At 54.2% G+C, this 20,912-nt stretch carries 21 protein-coding genes, 1 tRNA gene and 3 pseudogenes; 12 read left to right on the top strand and 13 right to left on the bottom strand.

Annotated elements, in window-relative coordinates; all coding sequences use genetic code 11:
• Positions 1-7 precede the first annotated feature (7 nt).
• From IFT84_RS08705 to tgt, 4 genes are all read left to right on the top strand, one after another.
• The gene (locus IFT84_RS08705) at positions 8-577 is read left to right on the top strand and encodes a peptidylprolyl isomerase (protein WP_192118428.1); all 570 of its coding nucleotides are present in this window, start codon (positions 8-10) and stop codon (positions 575-577) included.
• Positions 578-593: 16 nt separating this feature from the next.
• On the top strand, positions 594-1,067 hold the full coding sequence (locus IFT84_RS08700) for a peptidylprolyl isomerase (RefSeq protein WP_192118426.1): 474 nt from the start codon (positions 594-596) through the stop codon (positions 1,065-1,067).
• 123 nt (positions 1,068-1,190) lie between these two features.
• Entirely contained in the window at positions 1,191-2,258 is a 1,068-nt protein-coding gene (gene queA, locus IFT84_RS08695) for a tRNA preQ1(34) S-adenosylmethionine ribosyltransferase-isomerase QueA (protein ID WP_192119117.1), read from the top strand.
• On the top strand, positions 2,255-3,385 hold the full coding sequence (gene tgt / locus IFT84_RS08690; RefSeq protein ID WP_192118424.1) for a tRNA guanosine(34) transglycosylase Tgt: 1,131 nt from the start codon (positions 2,255-2,257) through the stop codon (positions 3,383-3,385). Before queA ends, tgt begins: the two co-directional genes overlap by 4 nt.
• Positions 3,386-3,391: 6 nt before the next feature.
• On the opposite strand, the gene IFT84_RS08685 is transcribed toward tgt, so the two are convergent.
• Positions 3,392-3,814, bottom strand: coding sequence for a DUF4864 domain-containing protein (locus IFT84_RS08685; protein ID WP_192118422.1), 423 nt, complete (start codon positions 3,812-3,814; stop codon positions 3,392-3,394).
• A gap of 146 nt (positions 3,815-3,960) precedes the next feature.
• On the opposite strand from IFT84_RS08685, the gene pqqA reads away from it, so the two are divergent.
• The 5 genes from pqqA to pqqE are packed head-to-tail and all read left to right on the top strand — an operon-like array spanning position 3,961 to position 7,199.
• Positions 3,961-4,056, top strand: coding sequence for a pyrroloquinoline quinone precursor peptide PqqA (gene pqqA, locus IFT84_RS08680; RefSeq protein ID WP_192118419.1), 96 nt, complete (start codon positions 3,961-3,963; stop codon positions 4,054-4,056).
• Positions 4,057-4,074: 18 nt separating this feature from the next.
• Positions 4,075-5,022, top strand: a complete 948-nt coding sequence (pqqB, locus tag IFT84_RS08675; protein WP_192118417.1) for a pyrroloquinoline quinone biosynthesis protein PqqB — start codon at positions 4,075-4,077, stop codon at positions 5,020-5,022.
• A complete protein-coding gene (gene pqqC, locus IFT84_RS08670; RefSeq protein ID WP_192118415.1) occupies positions 5,003-5,785 on the top strand; it encodes a pyrroloquinoline-quinone synthase PqqC in 783 nt (260 codons plus the stop codon). Before pqqB ends, pqqC begins: the two co-directional genes overlap by 20 nt.
• The gene (gene pqqD, locus IFT84_RS08665; RefSeq protein ID WP_192118413.1) at positions 5,782-6,081 is read left to right on the top strand and encodes a pyrroloquinoline quinone biosynthesis peptide chaperone PqqD; all 300 of its coding nucleotides are present in this window, start codon (positions 5,782-5,784) and stop codon (positions 6,079-6,081) included. The genes pqqC and pqqD overlap by 4 nt, the downstream gene beginning before the upstream one ends.
• A gap of 56 nt (positions 6,082-6,137) precedes the next feature.
• Positions 6,138-7,199 (top strand): pyrroloquinoline quinone biosynthesis protein PqqE, encoded by a 1,062-nt coding sequence (gene pqqE, locus IFT84_RS08660; protein WP_192119115.1) that lies wholly within the window; start codon positions 6,138-6,140, stop codon positions 7,197-7,199.
• Between the two features lie 96 nt (positions 7,200-7,295).
• Here pqqE and IFT84_RS08655 read toward each other — a convergent pair whose 3' ends face one another.
• From IFT84_RS08655 to IFT84_RS08620, 8 genes are all read right to left on the bottom strand, one after another.
• Positions 7,296-8,117, bottom strand: a complete 822-nt coding sequence (locus IFT84_RS08655; protein WP_192118411.1) for an MBL fold metallo-hydrolase — start codon at positions 8,115-8,117, stop codon at positions 7,296-7,298.
• Positions 8,114-8,896 carry a TatD family hydrolase gene (locus tag IFT84_RS08650; RefSeq protein ID WP_192118409.1) on the bottom strand — a complete coding sequence of 261 codons (783 nt, stop codon included), beginning with the start codon at positions 8,894-8,896 and terminating at the stop codon, positions 8,114-8,116. The genes IFT84_RS08655 and IFT84_RS08650 overlap by 4 nt, the downstream gene beginning before the upstream one ends.
• 4 nt (positions 8,897-8,900) lie before the next feature.
• Positions 8,901-10,457, bottom strand: coding sequence for a methionine--tRNA ligase (metG, locus tag IFT84_RS08645; RefSeq protein ID WP_192118407.1), 1,557 nt, complete (start codon positions 10,455-10,457; stop codon positions 8,901-8,903).
• A 98-nt stretch (positions 10,458-10,555) separates the two neighbouring features.
• Complete coding sequence (locus tag IFT84_RS08640) at positions 10,556-11,596, bottom strand: DNA polymerase III subunit delta' (RefSeq protein WP_192118405.1); 1,041 nt, start codon at positions 11,594-11,596, stop codon at positions 10,556-10,558.
• Positions 11,593-12,255 (bottom strand): dTMP kinase, encoded by a 663-nt coding sequence (tmk, locus tag IFT84_RS08635; protein ID WP_244651163.1) that lies wholly within the window; start codon positions 12,253-12,255, stop codon positions 11,593-11,595. Before tmk ends, IFT84_RS08640 begins: the two co-directional genes overlap by 4 nt.
• A 120-nt stretch (positions 12,256-12,375) precedes the next feature.
• Positions 12,376-13,533, bottom strand: coding sequence for a D-alanyl-D-alanine carboxypeptidase family protein (locus tag IFT84_RS08630; RefSeq protein ID WP_244651162.1), 1,158 nt, complete (start codon positions 13,531-13,533; stop codon positions 12,376-12,378).
• Between the two features lie 44 nt (positions 13,534-13,577).
• Positions 13,578-14,528, bottom strand: a complete 951-nt coding sequence (locus IFT84_RS08625) for a septal ring lytic transglycosylase RlpA family protein (protein ID WP_192119109.1) — start codon at positions 14,526-14,528, stop codon at positions 13,578-13,580.
• Between the two features lie 320 nt (positions 14,529-14,848).
• Positions 14,849-15,949 (bottom strand): tetratricopeptide repeat protein, encoded by a 1,101-nt coding sequence (locus IFT84_RS08620; protein WP_192118403.1) that lies wholly within the window; start codon positions 15,947-15,949, stop codon positions 14,849-14,851.
• A 303-nt stretch (positions 15,950-16,252) separates the two neighbouring features.
• Here IFT84_RS08620 and IFT84_RS08615 point away from each other — a divergent pair.
• Positions 16,253-16,342 (top strand) — tRNA-Ser (locus tag IFT84_RS08615).
• Positions 16,343-16,429: 87 nt separating this feature from the next.
• On the top strand, positions 16,430-16,606 hold the full coding sequence (locus IFT84_RS08610) for a hypothetical protein (protein WP_192118402.1): 177 nt from the start codon (positions 16,430-16,432) through the stop codon (positions 16,604-16,606).
• A gap of 264 nt (positions 16,607-16,870) precedes the next feature.
• On the opposite strand, the pseudogene IFT84_RS21745 reads toward IFT84_RS08610, so the two are convergent.
• Both IFT84_RS21745 and IFT84_RS08595 read right to left on the bottom strand, forming a co-directional pair.
• A pseudogene (locus IFT84_RS21745) lies at positions 16,871-18,202 on the bottom strand (recombinase family protein); the annotation flags it as partial.
• A gap of 13 nt (positions 18,203-18,215) precedes the next feature.
• Positions 18,216-18,551, bottom strand: coding sequence for a hypothetical protein (locus tag IFT84_RS08595; RefSeq protein WP_192118400.1), 336 nt, complete (start codon positions 18,549-18,551; stop codon positions 18,216-18,218).
• Positions 18,552-19,086: 535 nt separating this feature from the next.
• On the opposite strand from IFT84_RS08595, the pseudogene IFT84_RS08590 reads away from it, so the two are divergent.
• A pseudogene (locus tag IFT84_RS08590) lies at positions 19,087-19,668 on the top strand (TSUP family transporter); the annotation flags it as partial.
• A gap of 268 nt (positions 19,669-19,936) precedes the next feature.
• Here the strand turns inward: IFT84_RS08590 and IFT84_RS08585 are convergent.
• A pseudogene (locus IFT84_RS08585) lies at positions 19,937-20,041 on the bottom strand (transposase domain-containing protein); the annotation flags it as partial.
• A gap of 308 nt (positions 20,042-20,349) precedes the next feature.
• A complete protein-coding gene (locus IFT84_RS08580) occupies positions 20,350-20,874 on the bottom strand; it encodes an XRE family transcriptional regulator (protein WP_192118398.1) in 525 nt (174 codons plus the stop codon).
• Between the last annotated feature and the right edge of the window lie 38 nt (positions 20,875-20,912).

The raw sequence follows: 20,912 nt of genomic DNA, 5'->3' as shown, positions 1-20,912 counted from the left end.
AGTCACCATGAATTTCCTGAAATTTGCAGTCGCGGGCGCGCTTGTAACCGCATCCATGTCTTTCACATCATTGGCCTACGCCAAAGACCTGCTGACGATCCAGCTCAAAGACGGCCCTGTGGTGGTTGAGTTGCGGCCGGATATCGCGCCACAGCATGTGGCCCGGATTGAAGCGCTTGCCAAAGCAGGAGAGTACAACAACGTTGCCTTTCATCGTGTTATCGAAGGATTCATGGCACAAACCGGCGATGTTCAGTATGGTGATTTGAACGACGGATATCAGGCAGACGCTGCCGGTACCGGCGGTTCCAGCCAGCCGGATTTGCCAGCGGAATTTTCCAACGTGCCGTTTGAGCGTGGAACGGTGGGAATGGCGCGAAGCCAGAACCCGAACTCCGCCAATTCGCAATTCTTCATCATGTTCGCACCCGGCTCGTCACTCAACGGGCAGTACACGGTTGTCGGCAAAGTGGTCAGCGGCATGGAAAATGTTGATAAGATCAAGCGCGGCGACGACGCAAATAATGGTGCTGTCAGCGACCCAGATCGCATGATCAGCGTTAAAGTCGGTCAGTAACCAAAAGGACGAAGTTATGGTTGATATCAAAGACCCGGAAAACACGATTGTTATGGAAACGACGAAGGGGCAGGTGGTTATCCAACTTCTGCCGGATCTCGCACCGCAGCATGTCGCCCGCATCAAGGAACTTGCGCGTGAAAAGTTCTATGACGGTATTGTTTTTCACCGCGTAATCGATGGCTTTATGGCGCAGACCGGTGATCCAACGGGTACCGGAATGGGCGGCTCCGACAAGCCTGACCTCAAAGCGGAGTTTTCGAACACCAATCATGTTCGTGGCACATGCTCCATGGCACGCAGCCAAAACCCGAACTCGGCCAACTCACAGTTCTATATCTGCTTTGAGGATGCTCCTTGGCTCAACAAGCAGTATACGGTCTGGGGTCAGGTGATTGACGGCATGGACAATGTTGACAAAATCAAGCGCGGTGAACCGGTGCGGGATCCAGATTCGATTGTCACCATGCGCGTTGCTGCCGACGTCTAAGCAGCCCTTTTTGTTTCAGAGCCGGGTCTGACATGTTCGGATCCGGCTCTCACTCCCTGTTTAACGCATTGACTGGTTATAAGGCGGAGCCGCTTTTTCCTGGAATGCTCCGTGTTGAGTGCTATGCGCGTCGATCTTTTTGACTTTCATTTGCCGGATGAGAACATCGCGTTACGTCCCGCCGAACCGCGAGACGCGGCACGAATGCTGGTGCTGCCTCCGGGCGGTGCGCCGTTCATCGACGAAGCAGTTCTTTCCCTGCCAGATTTCCTACAGGCTGGCGACGCACTGGTGTTTAACGATACCCGCGTTATTCCCGCGCAGCTCGAAGGTGTAAGGCCGCGAGACGGGTTGTCTGTCTCCGTATCGGCAACGCTGCATATGCGTGCAGCGCCTGATAGCTGGCATGCGTTTCTGCGGCCTGGCAAACGGGTGAAGGTTGGTGATGACATCCGGTTTCAGCGTCTGGATGCTGATGATCTCGTTGCGACAGTAACCGAAAAGCGCGAGACGGGTGACGTAACGCTGCGTTTCCAATTCAGCGGAGCGGCACTGGATACGGCGATAGCCACAGTTGGGCGCGTTCCGTTGCCGCCATATATTGCCTCCAAGCGAGATGAAGACAGTCGTGATTTAATTGACTACCAAACCATCTATGCAAAAGAGAAGGGTGCCGTGGCCGCGCCTACGGCAGGTTTGCATTTTACCGAGCGCCTTTTTAACGCTTTGGATGGCAAAGGTATTGAACGGCATTTTGTGACGCTTCATGTGGGTGCCGGAACGTTTCTTCCCGTCAAGGCGGATGATACGCGCGATCATGTCATGCACCATGAAATCGGAACCGTATCTGCTGAAACGGCCGACCGCCTGAACGCGGTCAGGGCCCGTGGCGGCCGTATCGTATCTGTCGGCACAACATCGCTGCGTCTGCTGGAAAGCGCTGCCGATGAGAAGGGGAAGCTTCGGCCATGGCAAGGCGCGACGGACATATTCATTACGCCGGGATATCGGTTCAAGATCGTTGATATGTTGATGACCAACTTTCACTTGCCGAAATCGACGCTCTTCATGCTCGTATCTGCTTTCTGTGGGCTGGAAACGATGCAGGCGGCTTACAAACACGCTATCGACAAAGGCTACCGGTTCTATTCCTACGGTGATTCCAGCCTTTTGTTTCGGAAAGATCAATGACCGATACCTTCACATTCAATCTGATCGCGACCGATGGCAAAGCCCGGCGAGGAACCGTTTCCATGCCGCGCGGGGATATCCGCACGCCTGCTTTCATGCCCGTGGGCACGGCTGGAACCGTCAAAGCCATGTATCTCAGTCAGGTACGTGAACTGGGTGCCGACATTATTCTGGGCAACACCTATCATCTGATGCTGCGCCCGGGCCCGGAGCGTGTTGCGCGCCTGGGCGGTCTTCACAGCCTGATTGGTTGGCCACACCCGATTTTGACAGACAGCGGTGGCTTCCAGGTTATGTCGCTCTCGGGCCTGCGAAAGCTGGATGAAAAAGGCGTTACCTTCAAATCGCATCTGGACGGCAGTTCGCACTATATGTCGCCAGAGCGTTCCATTGAGATACAAGGCTTGCTCGGCAGTGATATTCAGATGCAACTGGATGAATGCGTTGCGCTACCCGCAAAGCCCGATGAGATCGAGCGGGCCATGGAAATGTCGGTTCGCTGGGCCGAACGATGCAAGGTGGCCTTTGGCGACCAGCCCGGAAAAGCCATGTTCGGCATTGTGCAAGGCGGAGATATCCCGGCCTTGCGCGTCAAGTCAGCAGAGGCTCTCAAGCAATTGGATTTGAAGGGTTACGCTGTGGGCGGGCTAGCCGTTGGCGAGCCGCAAGCCGTTATGCTGGAGATGCTCGATACAACACTGCCGGTTCTGCCAAAGGACAAGCCTCGCTATCTCATGGGCGTTGGTACGCCGGATGATATCTTGAAATCCGTTGCCCTTGGCATTGATATGTTTGACTGTGTTATGCCGACACGGGCAGGGCGTCACGGGCTGGCCTTTACCCGCCGAGGACGCATCAATTTGAGAAATGCGCGACACGCCGAGGACCTGCGCCCACTGGATGAACAATCAACATGTCCGGCCACGCGCGATTATTCTCGCGCCTATCTGCATCACCTCGTGCGCGCTAACGAAGCCCTTGGCGGTATGTTGCTAACCTGGAACAATCTTGCCTACTATCAGGATCTGATGGCAGGTATTCGGCTGGCTATTGAGCAAGGGCGTTATGCCGACTTTGTTGCCCAGACGCAGGAGGAATGGGCGAGGGGCGATGTGACGGCAAACTGATGGGTCCTAAAGCGCTGTTCCCTGTGCTTTCATCATCCGCACCCCGTTTATGGTGAAGGGCTGATTGCCTTCTTTCACCAATTGGTAGACGGCAACCCACTCCTGACCATCCGGGGCGGAAATCCTGACCTCCTGTAACACGACATCACCGTCCACCTGAGATGTACCAAACGTGAAGTTGCCGGGTTGATAGACGGCTGTATAGTCACGCCGGACCATTTCAAAAAACACAGCTTTGTCTGGAAACTTCTTTTTGATGGCGGGCGAAGCGCGTTCGTAGGCGGCGTCAGCATCTTCGTTCAAAAATGCAGCAATCTGGCTCTCGATCACCTTCTGCGCCATTTTTACAGCATCTTCCGCCCTCAAAGGTGTTGTTACAAGCACCGCAGGCACTATCAGGGCTGCGCAAAACTGTTCCAGAGATCGCATTGTGTCCTCCCGACTGGTCCTTTGAACAGGATAACGCCAGTTCCTCTCAGATGGAAAGGCGTTATCGCAAAAAACCCGGCCCCCCCTTGAAATGGCTTGGCTTTGATGCAAATTGAGTAAAGTACCTCATTATAAGGAATCTCGTTATGGCATGGCATGCACCTAAATTCATCGAAGTCAGCTGCGGCATGGAAATCAACCGTTACGCACCAGCGGATGGCAACGAGCCAGTTTTGTTCTGATCAATCTTGTCAGACTTTATGACTGATAACGACGGGCGCGAGAGGGGCAACAGCCGGTTTCGCGCCCTTGTCTTAGGCGCTGCGGCGGGCGGGGGCCTGCCCCAGTGGAATTGCGGCTGTGAAAATTGCCGTGACGCACGTATCGCCGGTAGCGGTATTGTCCCGCAAACACAATCGTCGTTGGCCGTCTCCGTGGACGGCGAAAACTGGGCGGTGCTGAATGCGTCACCTGACATTCGTCACCAACTCGAGCACAACCCCCAGCTCCAACCAAAATCACTGCGGCACAGCCCGGTCAAAAGTGTATTGCTGACCAATGGGGATATTGATCACATCGCTGGTCTGCTCATTCTGCGTGAGAAACAGCCGCTTCAAGTATTTGTAACATCAGCTATTTCGCAGATTCTGGATGATAACCCCGTTTTCAGGGCTCTTGACCCCGAGTTCGTCCGCCGCGAGATCATTTCGCTCGATCAGCCCTTTGATCTTTTGCCCGGTTTGACAGCGCAATTGTTCGCCGTACCGGGGAAAGTTCCGCTGTTTATGGAGGATGGCGAGCCAGACACGCGTTTGGAAGGCGAGCAAACGGTTGGCGTTGAAATGCATGCCAACGGGCAACGGATTGTCTATATCCCCGGCTGTGCATTTATTCCCCCCTCGCTGGCCGCAAGGTTGGACGGTGCATCACTTGTCTTTTTTGACGGCACTGTGTTCACGGACGACGAAATGATACGGTGCGGAACGGGCATAAAAACCGGTGCGCGCATGGGCCACATGGCTATTTCAGGCGAGGGCGGCAGCTTGGAAGCGCTGCGTTCACTAAAGATTGAGCGCATCATTTATATTCACATCAACAATACAAACCCTATATGGCGAGAAGGTCCTGAACGGGATTTGGTAAACGCCCATGGCATTGATGTGGGGCATGACGGAATGGAGATCACGCTTGGTACAGGCGCTCGATAGACACGCATTTGAAGCAAGGCTTCAGGCCATCGGGCAGGCGCGGTATCACGACAAACATCCATTCCATCGCCGGCTGCATGGCGGCGAATGCACAATGACAGAGGTGCGTGCCTGGGTCATCAACCGGTTCTATTACCAAAGTCGCATTCCTATGAAGGATGCTGCGTTCATGTCGCGGTGTTCGGACCCGGATTTGCGCCGCGCGTGGCGCTCGCGCATTGAAGATCACGACGGTGGTGTAGAGGAGGGCGGCGGTATTCGGCGCTGGTTGAAACTGGCGGAGGCTGTCGGTCTGGATCCTGACTATGTTGCAAGTGCGCGTGGGGTATTGCCGACAACGCGCTTTGCCGTTGATGCCTATGTTTCATTCGTGCGCGAAAAGCCGATGCTGGAAGCTGTTGCGTCTTCGTTGACGGAGCTGTTCGCGCCTAAAATTCATAGCGAGCGGATTGCTGGGCTTCTGGCGCACTACAAATTTGCCGATGAGACAGCGCTCTCATATTTTCGGCAGCGTTTGAGCGAGGCACCGCAGGACGTTGCCTTCGGGCTCAACTTTGTTCTGGACCATGCCGATACGTTGGAGAAACAGGATGCTGCCGCCGCGGCGCTGACATTCAAGACCGATGTCTTGTGGTCGCAGCTCGATGCGTTGTTCTCTGCCTATGTGGCCCCGGGGCGCATTCCGCCGGGCGGCTGGGACGGGCGGGAAGGCGTGACAGGGGATCTGGATGACAGCACCCCGACGCAGGACGTGGTAGCATGAGCGACCAGCCCCAAGTTGTGATTACCGATTCAAGCGTCGTGAAATTGCCGCGCGGCGTACGTCTTCGCAGAGACCCCGTGCGTAACCATATGGTTTTACTCGCACCAGAACGCGCGATGGCGCTGGATGACATTGCCGTGGTGATTGTCCAGGCACTGGACGGCGTTAAATCCGTTGATGTGTTGTCGCAAGAGTTTTCCGAGAAGTTCCACGCACCAAAAGACCAGATCGCTCAAGACATCAAAGCGTTTCTGACGGAATTGTCTAACCGCCGGATGTTGGAGATCGTGCAGTGAACGTTGCTCTGTCACCTGTTCCGACACCTCGGGCACCGATTGCGGCGCCCCCGCCGATGGCGATGCTCGCTGAGTTGACCCATCGCTGCCCGTTGGCCTGCCCATACTGTTCCAATCCGCTGGATCTGGCAAAGGCCAGCGAGGAACTGACGACGGAGCAGTGGATAGATATTTTCCGCCAGGCAGCGGACCTCGGTGTCTTGCATTTGCACCTGTCTGGGGGTGAACCGGCAGCGCGGCGTGATCTTGTAGAATTGACCCGGGCCGCTGCATCTTTTGATCTGTATAGCAACCTTATTACCTCGGGCGTGGGCTTAAACGAAAACCGCATTAAAGACCTTGCGGATGTCGGGCTGGATCATGTCCAGTTGTCCATACAGGGCAGTTCACCGATCTCGGCTGATCGTGTTGGTGGCTACAAAGGCGGCTATGACCGGAAAATCGCTGTTGCCGGATGGGTTAGGGATTCTGGTATCCCGCTGACCGTCAATGCCGTCTGCCACAAGCAGAACATGGACCAATTGGACGAGATGCTGGACCTTGCCGTCAAACTTGGTGCGCGACGTATTGAGATTGCGACAGTTCAGTTTCACGGCTGGGCGGAACGCAACCGTCGCCAACTTATGCCGACGAAAGAGCAGGTTCTGAAGGCCAACCAAACGGTTGCAGAAGCATCAAAGCGGTTGGAAGGAACATTGGTGATTGATTACGTTCCCGCCGATCATCATTCGACCTACCCGAAAGCCTGTATGGGCGGCTGGGGACGGATCGGCCTGAATGTCACACCCACTGGCAAGGTTCTTCCATGCCACGCAGCCGAAACCATACCGTCACTGATTTTTGATTACGCTTACAAGACACCACTGGCAGACATCTGGTACAACGGGCAGGCATTCAATGCCTATCGGGGCGATGACTGGATGCCGGATCTCTGTCGGTCATGTGATCGCAAGTCCATCGACTTTGGCGGATGCCGTTGTCAGGCAATGGCACTGGCCGGTAATGCCGCGGAAACCGATCCGGTTTGCATACGCTCACCATTGCGCAATCAGTTGGTAGAGAAAGCGGCCGAAGACGCCGCCGCGCAGCCCGGGGACTTCGTATATCGGGGTAGGTGACTGCGAGATCTTTTTCTCATACGAGGTGGAGCCATTGAGATCATTGGCATCCACCCGACTATACACAAAAATCAGATAAGAAAGATTATGGAACTTCTAGTCTTGCGGTAGCTCGATGGTGAACGTCATCTGGTCATATGCTGGCTCAACATGATCCGGCGTTTCGTTCAGAACGGTCTCGTAATCCAGCGGCGTGTGCATGTGCGTCAGGACAGCACGTTTCGGTGCCAGCCGTGCGATCCAGTCTAACGACTGTTCCAGTGATAGATGGCTAGGGTGACGTTTGTATTGCAGCGTATCCAGAAACAGAATGTCGAGACCCTGAAGCTTTTCAACCGTCCGCGATGGGAAATCGCTGACATCGCTGCAATAGGCTATGTTGCCAATTCGAAACCCTAATGAGTGGATCGACCCGTGTTGCTGCAGCAATGGCTGTAGGGTCAAAGAACCGCCGTCGCCAACAATGGTCAGTTCGTCGTCAGGCGACGCAATAAGATGTGCCTTGGCTATCGGGGGGTAATTGCTGCCGACAGGTGTTTCCAGGCAATAGGAAAAACCCTGCCGGATGCGTTCCAGCGTTTCGGCATCCGCGTAAACCGGTATGCGGCTTTTGCCACCCATCACAAACCCGCGCAAATCATCCATGCCATGAAGGTGGTCAGCGTGCGCATGACTATAAACTACTGCGTCGATGTTCTTTACATTCGCAGCAATCATCTGGGCGCGGAAATCCGGCCCGGTATCGATAACGATCGTCGTAATGCCACCGTTTTCAGCGATCTGCTCGATCAAAAACGACGATCGCGTCCGGCGATTTTTGGGGTTCGCCGGATCACACGCACCCCAATCACCATTAATTCGTGGAACTCCGGGTGATGAAGAGCAGCCGAGAACGGTAAAGCGACGCAAAACTGTCAATTGAGTCTCGGCATTTTGGAGAACAACCGAAGGGCATTATCCGTTGTCGCTGCGGCAATTTCGTCCAGACTGACGCCTTTGCAGCTCGCCAGCACCTCAGCGGTATTGACCACGTAGGAAGGCTCATTCCTTTTCCCCCGCCAGCGTTTCGGTGCAAGATAGGGAGCATCGGTCTCAACCAGCAACCGATCCATGGGAACGGTACTCGCGATCTCGCGAATCTCTTCGGATTTCGGAAATGTCAGTATGCCTGAAAAGGAGACGTAACCGCCCAGTTCCAGTCCGATGCGGGCGAGGTCAGCGCCCGATGAAAAGCAGTGCAACAGGAATGGAAAGGCCCCCTTCCCGGTTTCCTCGGTCAGAATATCGGCCATGTCGGCATCGGCTGATCGGCTGTGAATGACCAGCGGTAAGCCGGTTTCGCGCGCGGCCTCTATATGTCGGAGCAACCCCGTTTTCTGGTCTTCAGGCTTGACCGTGTCGTAGAAATAATCGAGTCCAGCCTCGCCGATTGCCACCACCTTGGGATGACTGGAAAGACGGATGAGATCGTTTGAAGTCACATCCAACTCCTCGTCTGCGTTGTTCGGATGCGTCCCCACAGAACAGAAAACCGTAGGATAGCGCTCCGCCAGTCCAGAGATGACGTCAAACTTCTTGACGCGCGTTGAGATGGTTATCATCTGACTGACACCGGCGTCATGCGCGCGCTCGATGAGAAGATCGCGCTCCTCATCGAAATCGGCAAAATCCAGGTGGCAGTGCGTATCGATCAGCATTGGTCTACGACTCGACCAGTGGTGCGACATAGCGCGGAAAAACCGGTGTCGGTGCTTGCAGTTGTGTTCCCGGCACAAGGCGCCCTGCCTCCCCAAGCGACGCAAATGTTCTTTTACCGTCCGGTATTGCCACAAGATCCAGGAGTTTTGCCGCAGACTGCGGCATGAATGGCTGAAGGAGGATTGAAATCTGGCGCACGACATCCGCCGTCACGTACAGGACCGTCGCCATGCGGGCAGGATCGGTTTTTTTCAGTGCCCAAGGCTCTTGTCCCGCAAAATAACGGTCAGCTTCGGAAACAACAGCAATGATGGCTGCCAGTGTCCGGTGTAACATCTGTTTATTCATGTCCTCGCGGGCAATGGAAAGCAGCGCATCAGCCGAGGCCAGCATTGTCTGGTCTTCCGGGGTCAATGGTCCGCATTCGGGTACCTGACCGTCACAATTTTTCACGATCATCGACAGCGAGCGGCTGGCAAGGTTGCCGATACCATTGGCCAAATCGGAGTTGATCCGTGTCGCGATTGCCTCTTCGCTATAGCTGCCGTCCTGCCCGAACGAGACTTCCCGGAGCAGAAAGAACCGTATCTGGTCGAGGCCAAAGTGCTCGACAAGGTTGAAGGGGTCAACAACATTGCCTAAAGATTTCGACATTTTCTCACCCTTGTTGAGCAAGAAACCGTGAGCGAAAACACGCTTTGGCAAGGCGATGCCCGCAGACATCAGAAAAGCCGGCCAATACACCGCGTGGAATCGAATGATATCCTTGCCGATGATATGCGCACTGGCAGGCCAGAATTTCGCTTTTGGGCCGGTCGGATCTGTCAGAAAACCCGTTGCCGTCAGATAATTGGTCAGCGCATCTACCCATACATACATGACGTGCGCCGGGTCCCCCGGGACCTTGATACCCCAATCAAATGTGGTGCGTGACATGGACAAGTCCTTGAGACCGGACTTCACGAACGACACGACTTCATTGCGGCGCTCCTGGGGGGCAACGAAGTCCGGCTGCTCTTCATAGAGTGCCAACAGCCGGTCCTGATACTTCGACAGGCGGAAAAAGTAGCTTTCCTCCTCAACCCATTCCACCGGTGTTCCCTGCGGTCCGTAGCGTACTCCATCAGCCCGCAGCTCGGTTTCCCCTTCCTGATAGTAGGCCTCATCCCGAACCGAGTACCAGCCGGAATAAGAATCCTTGTAGATGTCACCAGCGTCTTGCATGCGCCGCCAGATTTCCTGAGCAGCAATATGATGCCGTCGTTCGGTCGTGCGAATGAAATCATCATTCGACGCATTCAGAACCGTCGCCATGTCCTTGAAAACGGACGAGTTTCTATCTGCAAGTTCCTGCGGCGTGATACCCTCACGCTTGGCAGTCTGTTGCATCTTCTGTCCGTGTTCATCGGTCCCCGTCAGAAACAGCACATCGCGACCGTCGAGCCTCTGAAAACGTGCCATGGCATCGGTTGCAATCAATTCGTAGGCGTGGCCGATATGCGGTCTGCCGTTGGGATAGGAGATTGCGGTGCTGATGAAGAAAGGAGATGAATCAGTCATGGTCGGCTGTGGCCTGCCTTGGGAATGTGTCAATGTGCAGTGCTTTTAGCGCATCACATTCAATCCCGCAAAGGCTGCTTATCAATTCTTTGGCTGCTTTATCCGCGACTCGCGCTTTTCAAATCTTCCAGAACGGACAGGATAGTCTGTTTACGGTCCAGATTGAAGGCTTTGGCCGTCGTCATCCGCTCCGTAATGGTTGCGGTTAAACGGGCAAGCGTATTGGCGCCCGAAAGATTACCCTCTTTCGCAGCAGAGGTTGCAGCGGACATGATGTGGTCATGAATATGAGAACTGAAAAAATTGAACAGGATCTCACTATCCTTGCCCGAAAGCACATCTGCCAACCGGTGCATTTCTTTTCGCGCGGTTGGCCCGTCTTTCGTCAAAGCCGAATTGAAGGCGCGGATGACCTCCGCGCCACCGTAATTCAGCAAGGTCAGCGCTTCGGAAACGCTGCCTTTTGCAGCATTCAGCGCATCTTGAGCACCCTCACCTGAACTACCAACACCGAGGTTTGACAAGGCAAGCGCCAACGCAGCGTGCGGCAATGGTTGCAGCTTTAGCGGAAGGCAACGAGATCGGATTGTTGGCAACAGCCGACCCGGAGCGTGCGTCAGCACCAGGAACATGGAACGCTTGGGTGGCTCCTCCAGAATTTTGAGAATTGCGTTGGCGGCATTGCGGTTAAGATCGTCAGCAGGATCGATGATCACGATCCGCCAATTGCCCGTACCGGAGGTTTGCGAAAAAAATTTTCCCGCTTTGCGCACTTCATCGACAGTGATGGCGCTTTTGACCTTGCCGGTTTTCTCATCCACCGGTCGCGTCATATGCAGCAGGTTGTGAGAAGCGCCTGATGAAATCTGCCGACTGACAGATGTATTTGGATCAGGATCGGACAGATGATCCGGTGCATGTTCCGGTTCCGGATGTCTGAGGATATGGTTTGCAAACCGAAACGCCAGCGTTGCCTTCCCGATACCCTGCGGCCCCTCTATCAGGATCGCATGATGTCCTTTGCCGGACCGGTAGGATTGCGCAAGGAAAGTTTCAGCGGCCTCATGTCCGAACAGCCGCGTGTTCTGTGCGGGCGGTATCGCACCGTCCAAAGCGTCAGTGGCGGCATCTGTGCTCATCGATCTGCCCCGCCGTTCGCTGTCAAAAACGGCTCAAGCACAGAATAAACCGCCTTGGCAACGTCGTCCGCGGGTAGGGTCGCATCGATAATGCGACAGCGTTTCGGTTCCCGCAGGGCGATATCAAGAAAAGCCTCTCGGCGCTTTTCGTGCGTGTCCACTTCTTCCCGTTCAAAACGGTCCGGCGCTGAACCATTTGGCAGAGCACCCCGTAGGCGCGCGCGCTCCAGACCGAGTGCGGCGGGTAGATCAAAGACGAGGGTACAGTCCGGCATGATCGAATCAACCGCAATGCGCTGCAGCTCGTCAACGAAAGCAGGTGCAAGATTACCTGTAACGCCTTGGTAGACACGAGATGAGTCAAGAAAGCGGTCGCACAGCACAATTGCGCCCTCTTCCAGTGCCGGTTTGATGACGTCTTCAACGTGGTCATTGCGTGCGGCTGCAAACAGGATGGCCTCCATTCGCACCCCGAACTCTTGTGCAGCGCCTGACAGGAGAACGTGCCGCACGGCCTCTGCTCCCGGCGATCCGCCGGGTTCGCGTGTAACAACGACATTGTAAGCCTGCGCGCGAAGGCGTTCAGCCAGCAACAAAATCTGTGTCGATTTTCCTGCGCCCTCGCCGCCCTCAAACGTGATGAACAATCCGTTATTCAATTCTGCTACTCATTTGCCCAGTCTATCGAATGTCTGACAGACTGCTTGCGCCGTTGGAACATGGTCTGCGGTCTGCATAGCGCATACCCAATCAGCATAAAACCGTTCGGCTGATTATTTCTATAGCCAGAACAACAGCAACTCCTGCAATGCATCGCGCGCGCGGCTCACGAGCGTCCCCTGCCCGACCGAACCAACGGTTTCAACCGGTACTTCGCGCAGCAGCCGCTGTCCGTCAAAGACCTGTAATGTGCCGACTTGCGTACCGGCGGCGATTGGTGCCCTGAGTGGCCAGTTATACAGGACCTTTGCCGATATGCGGCCACCGGCTTCGACTGGCACGAACACGTCCAGGGGTTCATGGCTCACCAAGTCGAGGTGCGTGGCGTCCCCACCATAGACGCTTGCACGTCCGACAACGGCACCCTTTTCAAACAGCTTGCGTCTTTCAAAGGTACTTGCCCCCCACTCCAATATTTTTCTGGCTTCCTCCGCGCGCTCCTTGTCGCTCGTCAGTCCGCTCATAGCCAGAAACAACCGTGTATTATCACGGACCATTGTCGCGACGATGGCGTAACCGGAGGATTCTGCATAACCCATCGCCATTCCATCTACGCCCATGTTCAGCCGCAACAGCGGGTTTCTGTTGCGCTGGCGGATCTTGTTCCACTCGAAATCCTCTTGCGAATAGAGGGAGTAGGACTGCGGATAGGTTCTGTGGATATGCCGTGCCAGAGTGAGCAAGTCGCGCATGGTTACCTGACTCACTGCGTCTGGCAGACCAGTGGCATTGCCAAAAACTGACGAGGCCATGCCCAGCGCTTTTGCCCGGTCCGTCATGCGGCCCGCAAACTTGGCCTCAGAACCGCCGAGCCCCTCTGCCAGAACAATACAGGCATCATTGGCAGCTTGCACGATAACGCCTTGGATAAGGTTGCCCACGGACACGGACGACTTGACAGCCGCAAACATGGTAGATGTTCCTGATGGAGCGCCACCCGTGCGCCACGCATTCTCGCTGACTGGAAAGGTGGTTTCTGCTGATATCTCACCGCTTTCGAGCGCTGAGAAGACGACCTCCATGGTCATCAACTTCGCCAGCGAAGCCGGTGGTATCGGAACGTCTTCCTGTTTGGAAAACAGGACGGTGCCAGTGTCTTCCTCAATCAGCAATGCCTGTTTGGCCTTGGTTTCAAAGCCCGCCACTTCCGCCGGCTGTCCTTGGACCGCTTGCCCATAGAAGCCTATCGACATCGCGATCAATAACATTTTTAGCATGGCAGTATCCAAACGTCGCTTTGGGTGACATTCGGTAAACTGTACTACGGTCTCTTTAATACGGCTTTAAATGCCAAAGCTTCCAAACGGTCATCGGGCTCTGCGTAAGCCGACGCGAAGCTGCGGGAGCCAAGCATTGTCGGACGTTCGCTTGGCATAGGGCCGATGTCCGGCAGCGAAGCAAATTCATTCATCTGCGCAACGGCAGCTGGCTCAGGGATGGTCTCGGTCAAGGCGTTTTCCCGGACTGGCGCGCGTGTTGGTCCCAGCGTACCCAGAAGGCCCGGTGTGCGCTTCAGCGGTGCATTGGAGGCAACCATAACCCCGGACGCGATCTGGCCTCCGCCCGGCAGGGTATGTGGTGTGCGATCACCCTTGGGAACATAGGATGCCATAAGATACGGCATGTCGTGGCCATCCATACGCGCGCGGCCGACATACTGCACTTGAACATTTGCGCTCCCCTTACGCTTCAAATCGAGCAAGTCGGCCGTTTTTGACGAAACGTCGATCAGGCGATCATATTCATACGGCCCACGATCATTGACGCGCACCACCACGGAAGCACCATTTTCAAGGTTGGTGACCCGGGCGTAACTTGGCAGCGGAAACGTGGGATGAGCGGCGGAAAGATGCTCTTTATCATACACTTCGCCATTGGCCGTCAGCCGCCCGTGAAAAGCATCGCCGTACCAGGATGCGTGACCCACCTTGTTGTAGGTGTAGTCTTCCTTTGGCGTGTACCAACGACCTTTGACCTTGTAAGGCTTGCCAACCTGAAAGCGCCCACCGCCTTTTGGAATCCTTGAGCCGGTTGCAACACGCGGACTGGCTTTGACACCATAAATCGATTCCGCAAAATACTCTTTGCTCCGAGGTTTTGCCTTCTTCGCGCCCCCGGTGGTACCGCAGGCAGCCAGCGAAATGCATAACGCCGGAATAGCCGCCAAGCGCGCACTCTTTACCAAAAGCGTTATGTAAGGTTCAAACGTCATGAATAATGTTGCCAGTTCGATCGTGTTCATTTGAGATTTGCCGCGCACTCAGGAAAGTGCCTCAAATTGGTCGAATTAGGATTAACAAATCTGTTCCAAAGGTTTTTCTATTTCTATGGTTAACGAACTCTATGCTCGGACCCTGACGAAAAGCCGGCATCCTCTTGCGCGTCGTAGCCGGCAACAATACTAGACAGTTGGCGGAGGCCGTATTCTCGTTGAGCAGCCACAATTTCGTTCATCGACCAGTTTACACAAGCAAGTGGTGTTGCATTTGGTCCAAGATCGCGCTCTCGTTTGTGACGTCAGAGCGGTCTGCTCTACATCGGCTGTACATCTGCTGGAGCCTGACCCGGTAAACTGCTGTGCGACTCGCGATTACGGATCCGAACAAGCCGCTGCTCCGTCGCCTTGACATCTTCATTGTCCGGAGCAATCCGCGCTGCCAATTCGGCATTCTCAGTTGCTTGGTCCAAGTCTCCGTTTCGGATTGCAGTTCGTGTTGCGGCAAGCAGCAATTTTACGGTTTTTTCTGTCACTCGCTCATCGCCCGGCTTCACCAGTAGAGCTTGGGCATACTGCTGTGCTGCTGTTTCGATGTCACCGGAACGTTCGCAGCTACGCGCCCATTTTAACAGAGTGGGATAACGCGGATCCAGCCCTGCTGCCCGCTCGAAGCACGCAGCTGCATCCTTATGTCGTCCCGCTTCACTCGCTTTTTCGCCCAAACCAAGCCAATATGTCGGCCAGAGTTTCCTCTTTTGCAGAACATCATCCCTATAATTGGCGAGATCGCTATCTCCAGCAATCGTATCCTGCAAAAGGGCATCTAAAACGCCATTTGTTTTCAGAAACGAAAAAACATTCTGACCAATTAAAGGTATTTTTAAATGTTGAACGTGATCGCCTACGATTTTTCGGAGATGGTAAGCGTCTCGTGTCAAAGGATCGTATACGAGTAAAACATTGGCATGCTGACTGATCCCCTCACCGACCTCTTGCCTATCCAAAGCAAGCATTTCCGTTGGCGCTTCCTGTCTTGCGTCTTTTGCTGCTCTTGAAATGAGCGGCGCCAATGCCAAAACTTCCGTTGCCCCGAGCGCGGATGAAAAGATCAAAGCGCCATAGGCTCCCATTGCCGTTCCGTAGCTCAACACGCGAGGAAATGCACTGACAGCCGAACGCACAACGGCCAACGCCTCCTTCATGTCTTCGATTTGCCACCAATGGTCTGAGTTGGAGACAAATGCTATCGACGGAATACCAAGATTTTGGAAGTAGGCTTGTGAGAAACCTTGCGGAGGGGAAACGTGTCTGTGATCTTCAGGTGTGAAAGTGACGGCAATTGCGTCTGTTCTGGTGCCCGAGGTTTGGACAACCGCAATATGCTCGCTCTGAAAAATAACATTCGAAATGCTCATAATTATAAAGGTCCTTTAATACCCCTTAACCAATGGGTTTGCCAGACAATGCAGATGAGCCTGATTGGGGTCAACCCGGTTGGTCGTAGAAACAGTGTACGCCAGTTGACGCTGCGTCAGATTGTCATTCGCTGACAGCCATTATAAGCTTGCGCGCATCCAGTCCGCAAAGTTGACAGGACGGTATGCGACTGCTGCGGAACATATTGACGCAGCTATTAAAGCTGCTATGTAGCCAGCCAGCAACAAGTCGGGTAGTTATTCATCAAACTACCTAGCATTGGATATACCGACTTAAAGCTTGGAGGAGTGGCCGAGCGGTTTAAGGCACCGGTCTTGAAAACCGGCGTGCGTGAAAGCGTACCGTGGGTTCGAATCCCACCTCCTCCGCCATCTGCGTTCATATCTGCGAACCCCCGGAGCATCAGGCTCGAGCTGCTTTTGATTAGCTCGTTCAACCCCCGCAACTAGGTCATTGACATGGCCCTGAATGTCGATGTGGTTGTTCCCCACAATTACAACGGCAACAATCGTGCTGAGATAGATTTTCGCGATCGCTCTGTTTTCGCCGAAAAGGACGTCGAGCATGTCGGTTCGAAAAAGGTCGACGCTGTCAATCGAAATATCCCCAGCACATACGGAACTGCGGCGAAGTAGGTCAGAAAGCATTTGGTTTGCCGCCCGCAATTCGATGGACACCGCTGTTACATCGTTTTGGTATGGGCGCTGGTCAGTGATGGATGGAACTTGTTTGGCAAGTGCGAACAAACTACTGAGCTCTGCTTCTGCCTTTGCGATGCGTGCGCGGAGATTTGGTACCTGGCCGTCGTCTCGCTGCCTCAATAGCATTTCCCTATCTTGCAGTTTGGTCAGCAGCTCAAGTAGCCTGTCCTTTGAGAGAACCTGATCTTTAACGTGTTCCAATACGACCGCATCCAGCGCGTCTTCGCCAACTCTAGGTCGGCTGCATTTTTTTGTCGCAGGTGCGTCGGACGCGCTTGGGCTCGTCCCCCTATTGGCGCTGCTGCAAACATAATAGCGGTAGAGCTTGCCAAGTTTACCTGTACCTGTGCCTAAGGTCATAGAAGCACCGCAGGCGCATCTGGCAATACCGGAGAGTAGGAGGGGGCTACTCGTAGCCTTGGCAGCTCCCATCTTGGGATCGCGCCGCTCCAACATTTCTTGAACCCTGTCAAAATGCTCGCGGGAGACAAGCGGAGGTACTTTCAGCAGGCACACCTCCTGCTTTTCCTGAAACTGGTGTTCGACTTGGTTCACGCTCCAGTGATATTCACCGTAATAAATCGAATGGCTCAAAATCCTGTGGACACCCTGAATGCTCCACATCGATCCGCTCCTAGTGCGGTAACCCTGCTTGTTCAGCAAAAGTACCATTGTCTTTATACCCATCGGCGGGCTTGTGCCGTCCCCGTAGATTGCTAGTGTATAAAGCTTCTCAACAACGGTGCGTTCTTCATCGTCAATTTCGAGCCTTGAACGTTGGGGATTTTCTGGACAAGGGACACGCTTATAACCGTGCGGTGCAACGCCACCCGGCCAGTATCCTTTGTTTATCATGTGTCGTCGGGCTCGCGTTGAATCGACTGACGACCGTAACGAGTGAAATTCATCCATGAGGTTAGTCAAGCGCTGCGCAACCATCCCGCCTGCGTCTTTGGAAAAGCTCTGCGTTATTGAAAGTATTTCCACATTCTTCTGATGCAAAAGTGTCTCAAAGACCATGTAGTCCCTAGTGGATCGGGCAAATCTGGACGTGCTATGTATCAGTATTTTGTCGAAAGGCGGCGTGCCTTGACATGAGGCATCTGCGATCATCCTCTTGAACTCTTTTCGCGCCGTCGATTTGGCAGATTTTCCCGGCTCATAATAGATTGCGACAACTATATATTTTTGTTGATCGGAATACTTTCGAAGCTGGATTTCCTGATCTGGCATTGAGAGATCGCTTCGGACGCTCCTGTCGCTGGATACGCGCACGTAAAGTGCAACACGGATCGGAGAGATGGAGGGTGCGATGGTTGCCGGGAGGGCTGCTTGTCGCTTCCTACGTTCTAAAGTGGTTTCTCTCTTAGTCTTTCGGCTAAGCACGTCATCAAAAAGAAGCTGCAGAGGGTTTCGTGGATCGATGAAACGCGTTTTTTCGGCTGGAGGTTTCGTAGTTGAGGCTCTGTCAGTCTTTGACTTCTTTCCAAGGACAGCTGTTGAATGTGATCCACCGCGGGATTTTGCCATCGCTATGACTCCTCTAAAATCTGTGTGTTGGTTTTGTTTTCAAAATCACTGCAAGGGCATTAACTTCGCGATCCGTCACGCGAGGCGGCAGGGCAACCGAGTTGGAAACCCGCCATTTCGATGCGGTCGCTCGGCAGATTTTCTCGATATTGGTCAATTTCGGTGGATTGAAGCTCTCGGCCGGTTCCTCAAGCAACCGGCCACATGCAACATCAAGCCGCGATACTTCCTTGTCAGGTCTGTTTTGCGATGGGTGTCGTGATCGGCGAACGCGGTCTGCGCTTGGCGAAAAGAGAAGTGAGAGATTTTCAGACTCCCGCGAATTTCCGTTCTCACGCTCAATGGTCATACACGCCACCCCGGTTTCTTGACCCAGTATGCCGGCAGCGGCGATATCGCTTCTCTTCGGGTATTGCGAAATCACCGCTCCTTTCATTACGACATAATGAAACAAAAACCTTAGCGAGAGTCAACAAGCCTATGAAATCATTATTTAATCCAAAATAACAATTGAAGACACCAGAGCGTCGACGGCCTGATCAACTCAAGGGCATATTGGGGTCTTCGGCAAAAGACTTTAGGTTTTGAATTTCGCGAAAAATGCAATTTGAGTGCATCGATTTCTGGACAGATTGACTGCGAAAGTGAAGGTCAATAGCCGGCTGAATAAACTGAGCCGTCGGAAAAAAATGCGAAACGAATGCACGAATATCCCTGCCCAGACGGAATATTTCGCAATCGACCTGCCGTCGAGCTTGTTGGAAAAGTTTCGTCCATCTGCGAACCTGGCCTAGATTCTCATTGCGCAGCGACTGCATTTACCGTGAGCGCTGCCCGCTGGCACTTTGGCCTTCGTTCATGATGCCTTTTCGAAACCTGCCCCTATGATCATGGGCGGCGGCGTCTCGCCAATGGCGGCACCTACGCAATCCTGTTGTGTTCCGACTAGACTCGGGCGAAAATTTGGAACCGAATTGGATATCGAAACGGCTTGGCTCTCTGTTGCCTTTATCATCATTGCCATAGTCTATGCAGCCGTTGGACAGGCTGGGGCATCTGGTTACATAGCTGTTATGGGCTTGGCAGGCTTTGCGCCCCTCGCCATGAAAACGACCGCGCTTTCTCTGAATCTCGTGGTTGCCGCTATTGGCACCGCAGTGTTCCTAAAGGCTGGGCGAATCTCATGGCGGAATGTTTGGCCGTTCGCGATTCTGGGGTTTCCCTTCTCCATGCTGGGAGGAGCGGTACACTTACCGGAAGAGGCCTACTACCCCATTGTCGGCGGCGTGTTGATCCTTTCCGCGCTTCAGATGGCCCGAACTGCTTTTCGAGGTGGATCGTCGGCAGCCGAGGCAACAGTCACGCCACCTTTTGTCGCAGCGCTGGCGACGGGAACAGTCATAGGCTTCGTATCCGGCACGACGGGGACCGGGGGCGGTGTATTTCTTGCCCCAATTATCCTGAGCATGGGATGGGCAACGGTGCGGGAAGCGGGTGCCACCACGGCAGTTTACAATCTCATACTCAGGCGGGGCGCTGGTTGGAGGCTATGCTGTATGGGACTAAATCCCTTCGACCCTGCCAGTCTGGCTAGTCGCAGTGGCTGTGGGCAAGTCTATAGGTGCTTATGTCGGCAGCCGCTATCTCCCCGACCGCTGGCTGCGTGCAATACTTGCCCTTCTCCTGCTGGTGTCGGGGGTCAAGTTAGTCCTATGAGCGCGGCTTTGGGTCCGACTACCTTGCCTGGCGATTCCAAGGTAAAAGGGCTTCAACCCGGCTCTGCTTGTGGCCGTTAACGATGGCGGAGAGCGTGCTGGTCAAATACGCAAGCGGATCGACGAACAAATCCCGCAAGCCCGTTGCGGAGGTGAACAGACGTGCAGACTTATTTTCAGCAAGTCACTTCTGAGAACTTGACCGTAGGTTGAATGTCATCGCGGACACCTGCCCAAAATCATCAAAGACCAAGTTGACGCCTCGCGCGGTTAACGCTTTCAGAATTTTGTCTAGTGAACCCTGCGTAACATGCCCGTCTTTCTCAAGCCGATGGACCGTTCTCGCTGCAACCTTGGCCGCACGAGCAAGCTCAGTTTGCCCGAGCCCTGAGTAAGCTCTAGCGGCACGGGCGATCGAAGGATCGAATAACTTCAAGGCTCAGCCCGATCTGTTCGATTTGGTAGGTAATGATCCATCGAAGCTATGTGATTTCCCAGGAGAGCGGCGTCGCTCCACTTAACGCCGACGCCGTAAAACAAGCCTGACGTAACGTCGCCCCATCCGAGGAATGCGATGCCCTCCCGTTCGTAATACGACCTCAGACGGAGCAAGGAGGCCTGATCGACCAACCCACCTGTCTCCAAGAGACCTATCTTTCGTTGGTTCACACCAGAAAAGTCAGCAATTTCGGATTGCTTTTTGTTCAGCAACGCCCTCGCTGGACCAAAGGCGACACCGTTCGGTTCTGTGTGAAAATCGGATGGCGTCGGAGGCAGAACCGGTAGTTGTGACGGGGTCCGCCACCGTACGCCAATGCCTGTCGTCTGCCCGGTCCCCAGATCGACCGTTCCAAGAAACTCAATGCCCAAATTTTCATAGAACGTTTTGAGCTTTGCATTGGTGGAAATGCCGAGTGGGTTATCGCCCTCTGCTATCCATATGGCTTTCTGGGTCATCGACGCGCCGTGAGCGGCTTCTCGCTGGCTAAGTCCAG

Origin of the sequence: Rhizobium sp. CFBP 8762, from assembly GCF_014841565.1 — a bacterium.
Lineage (GTDB): Bacteria > Pseudomonadota > Alphaproteobacteria > Rhizobiales > Rhizobiaceae > CFBP-8762.
This window is presented reverse-complemented; position numbering and strand designations above follow the sequence as displayed.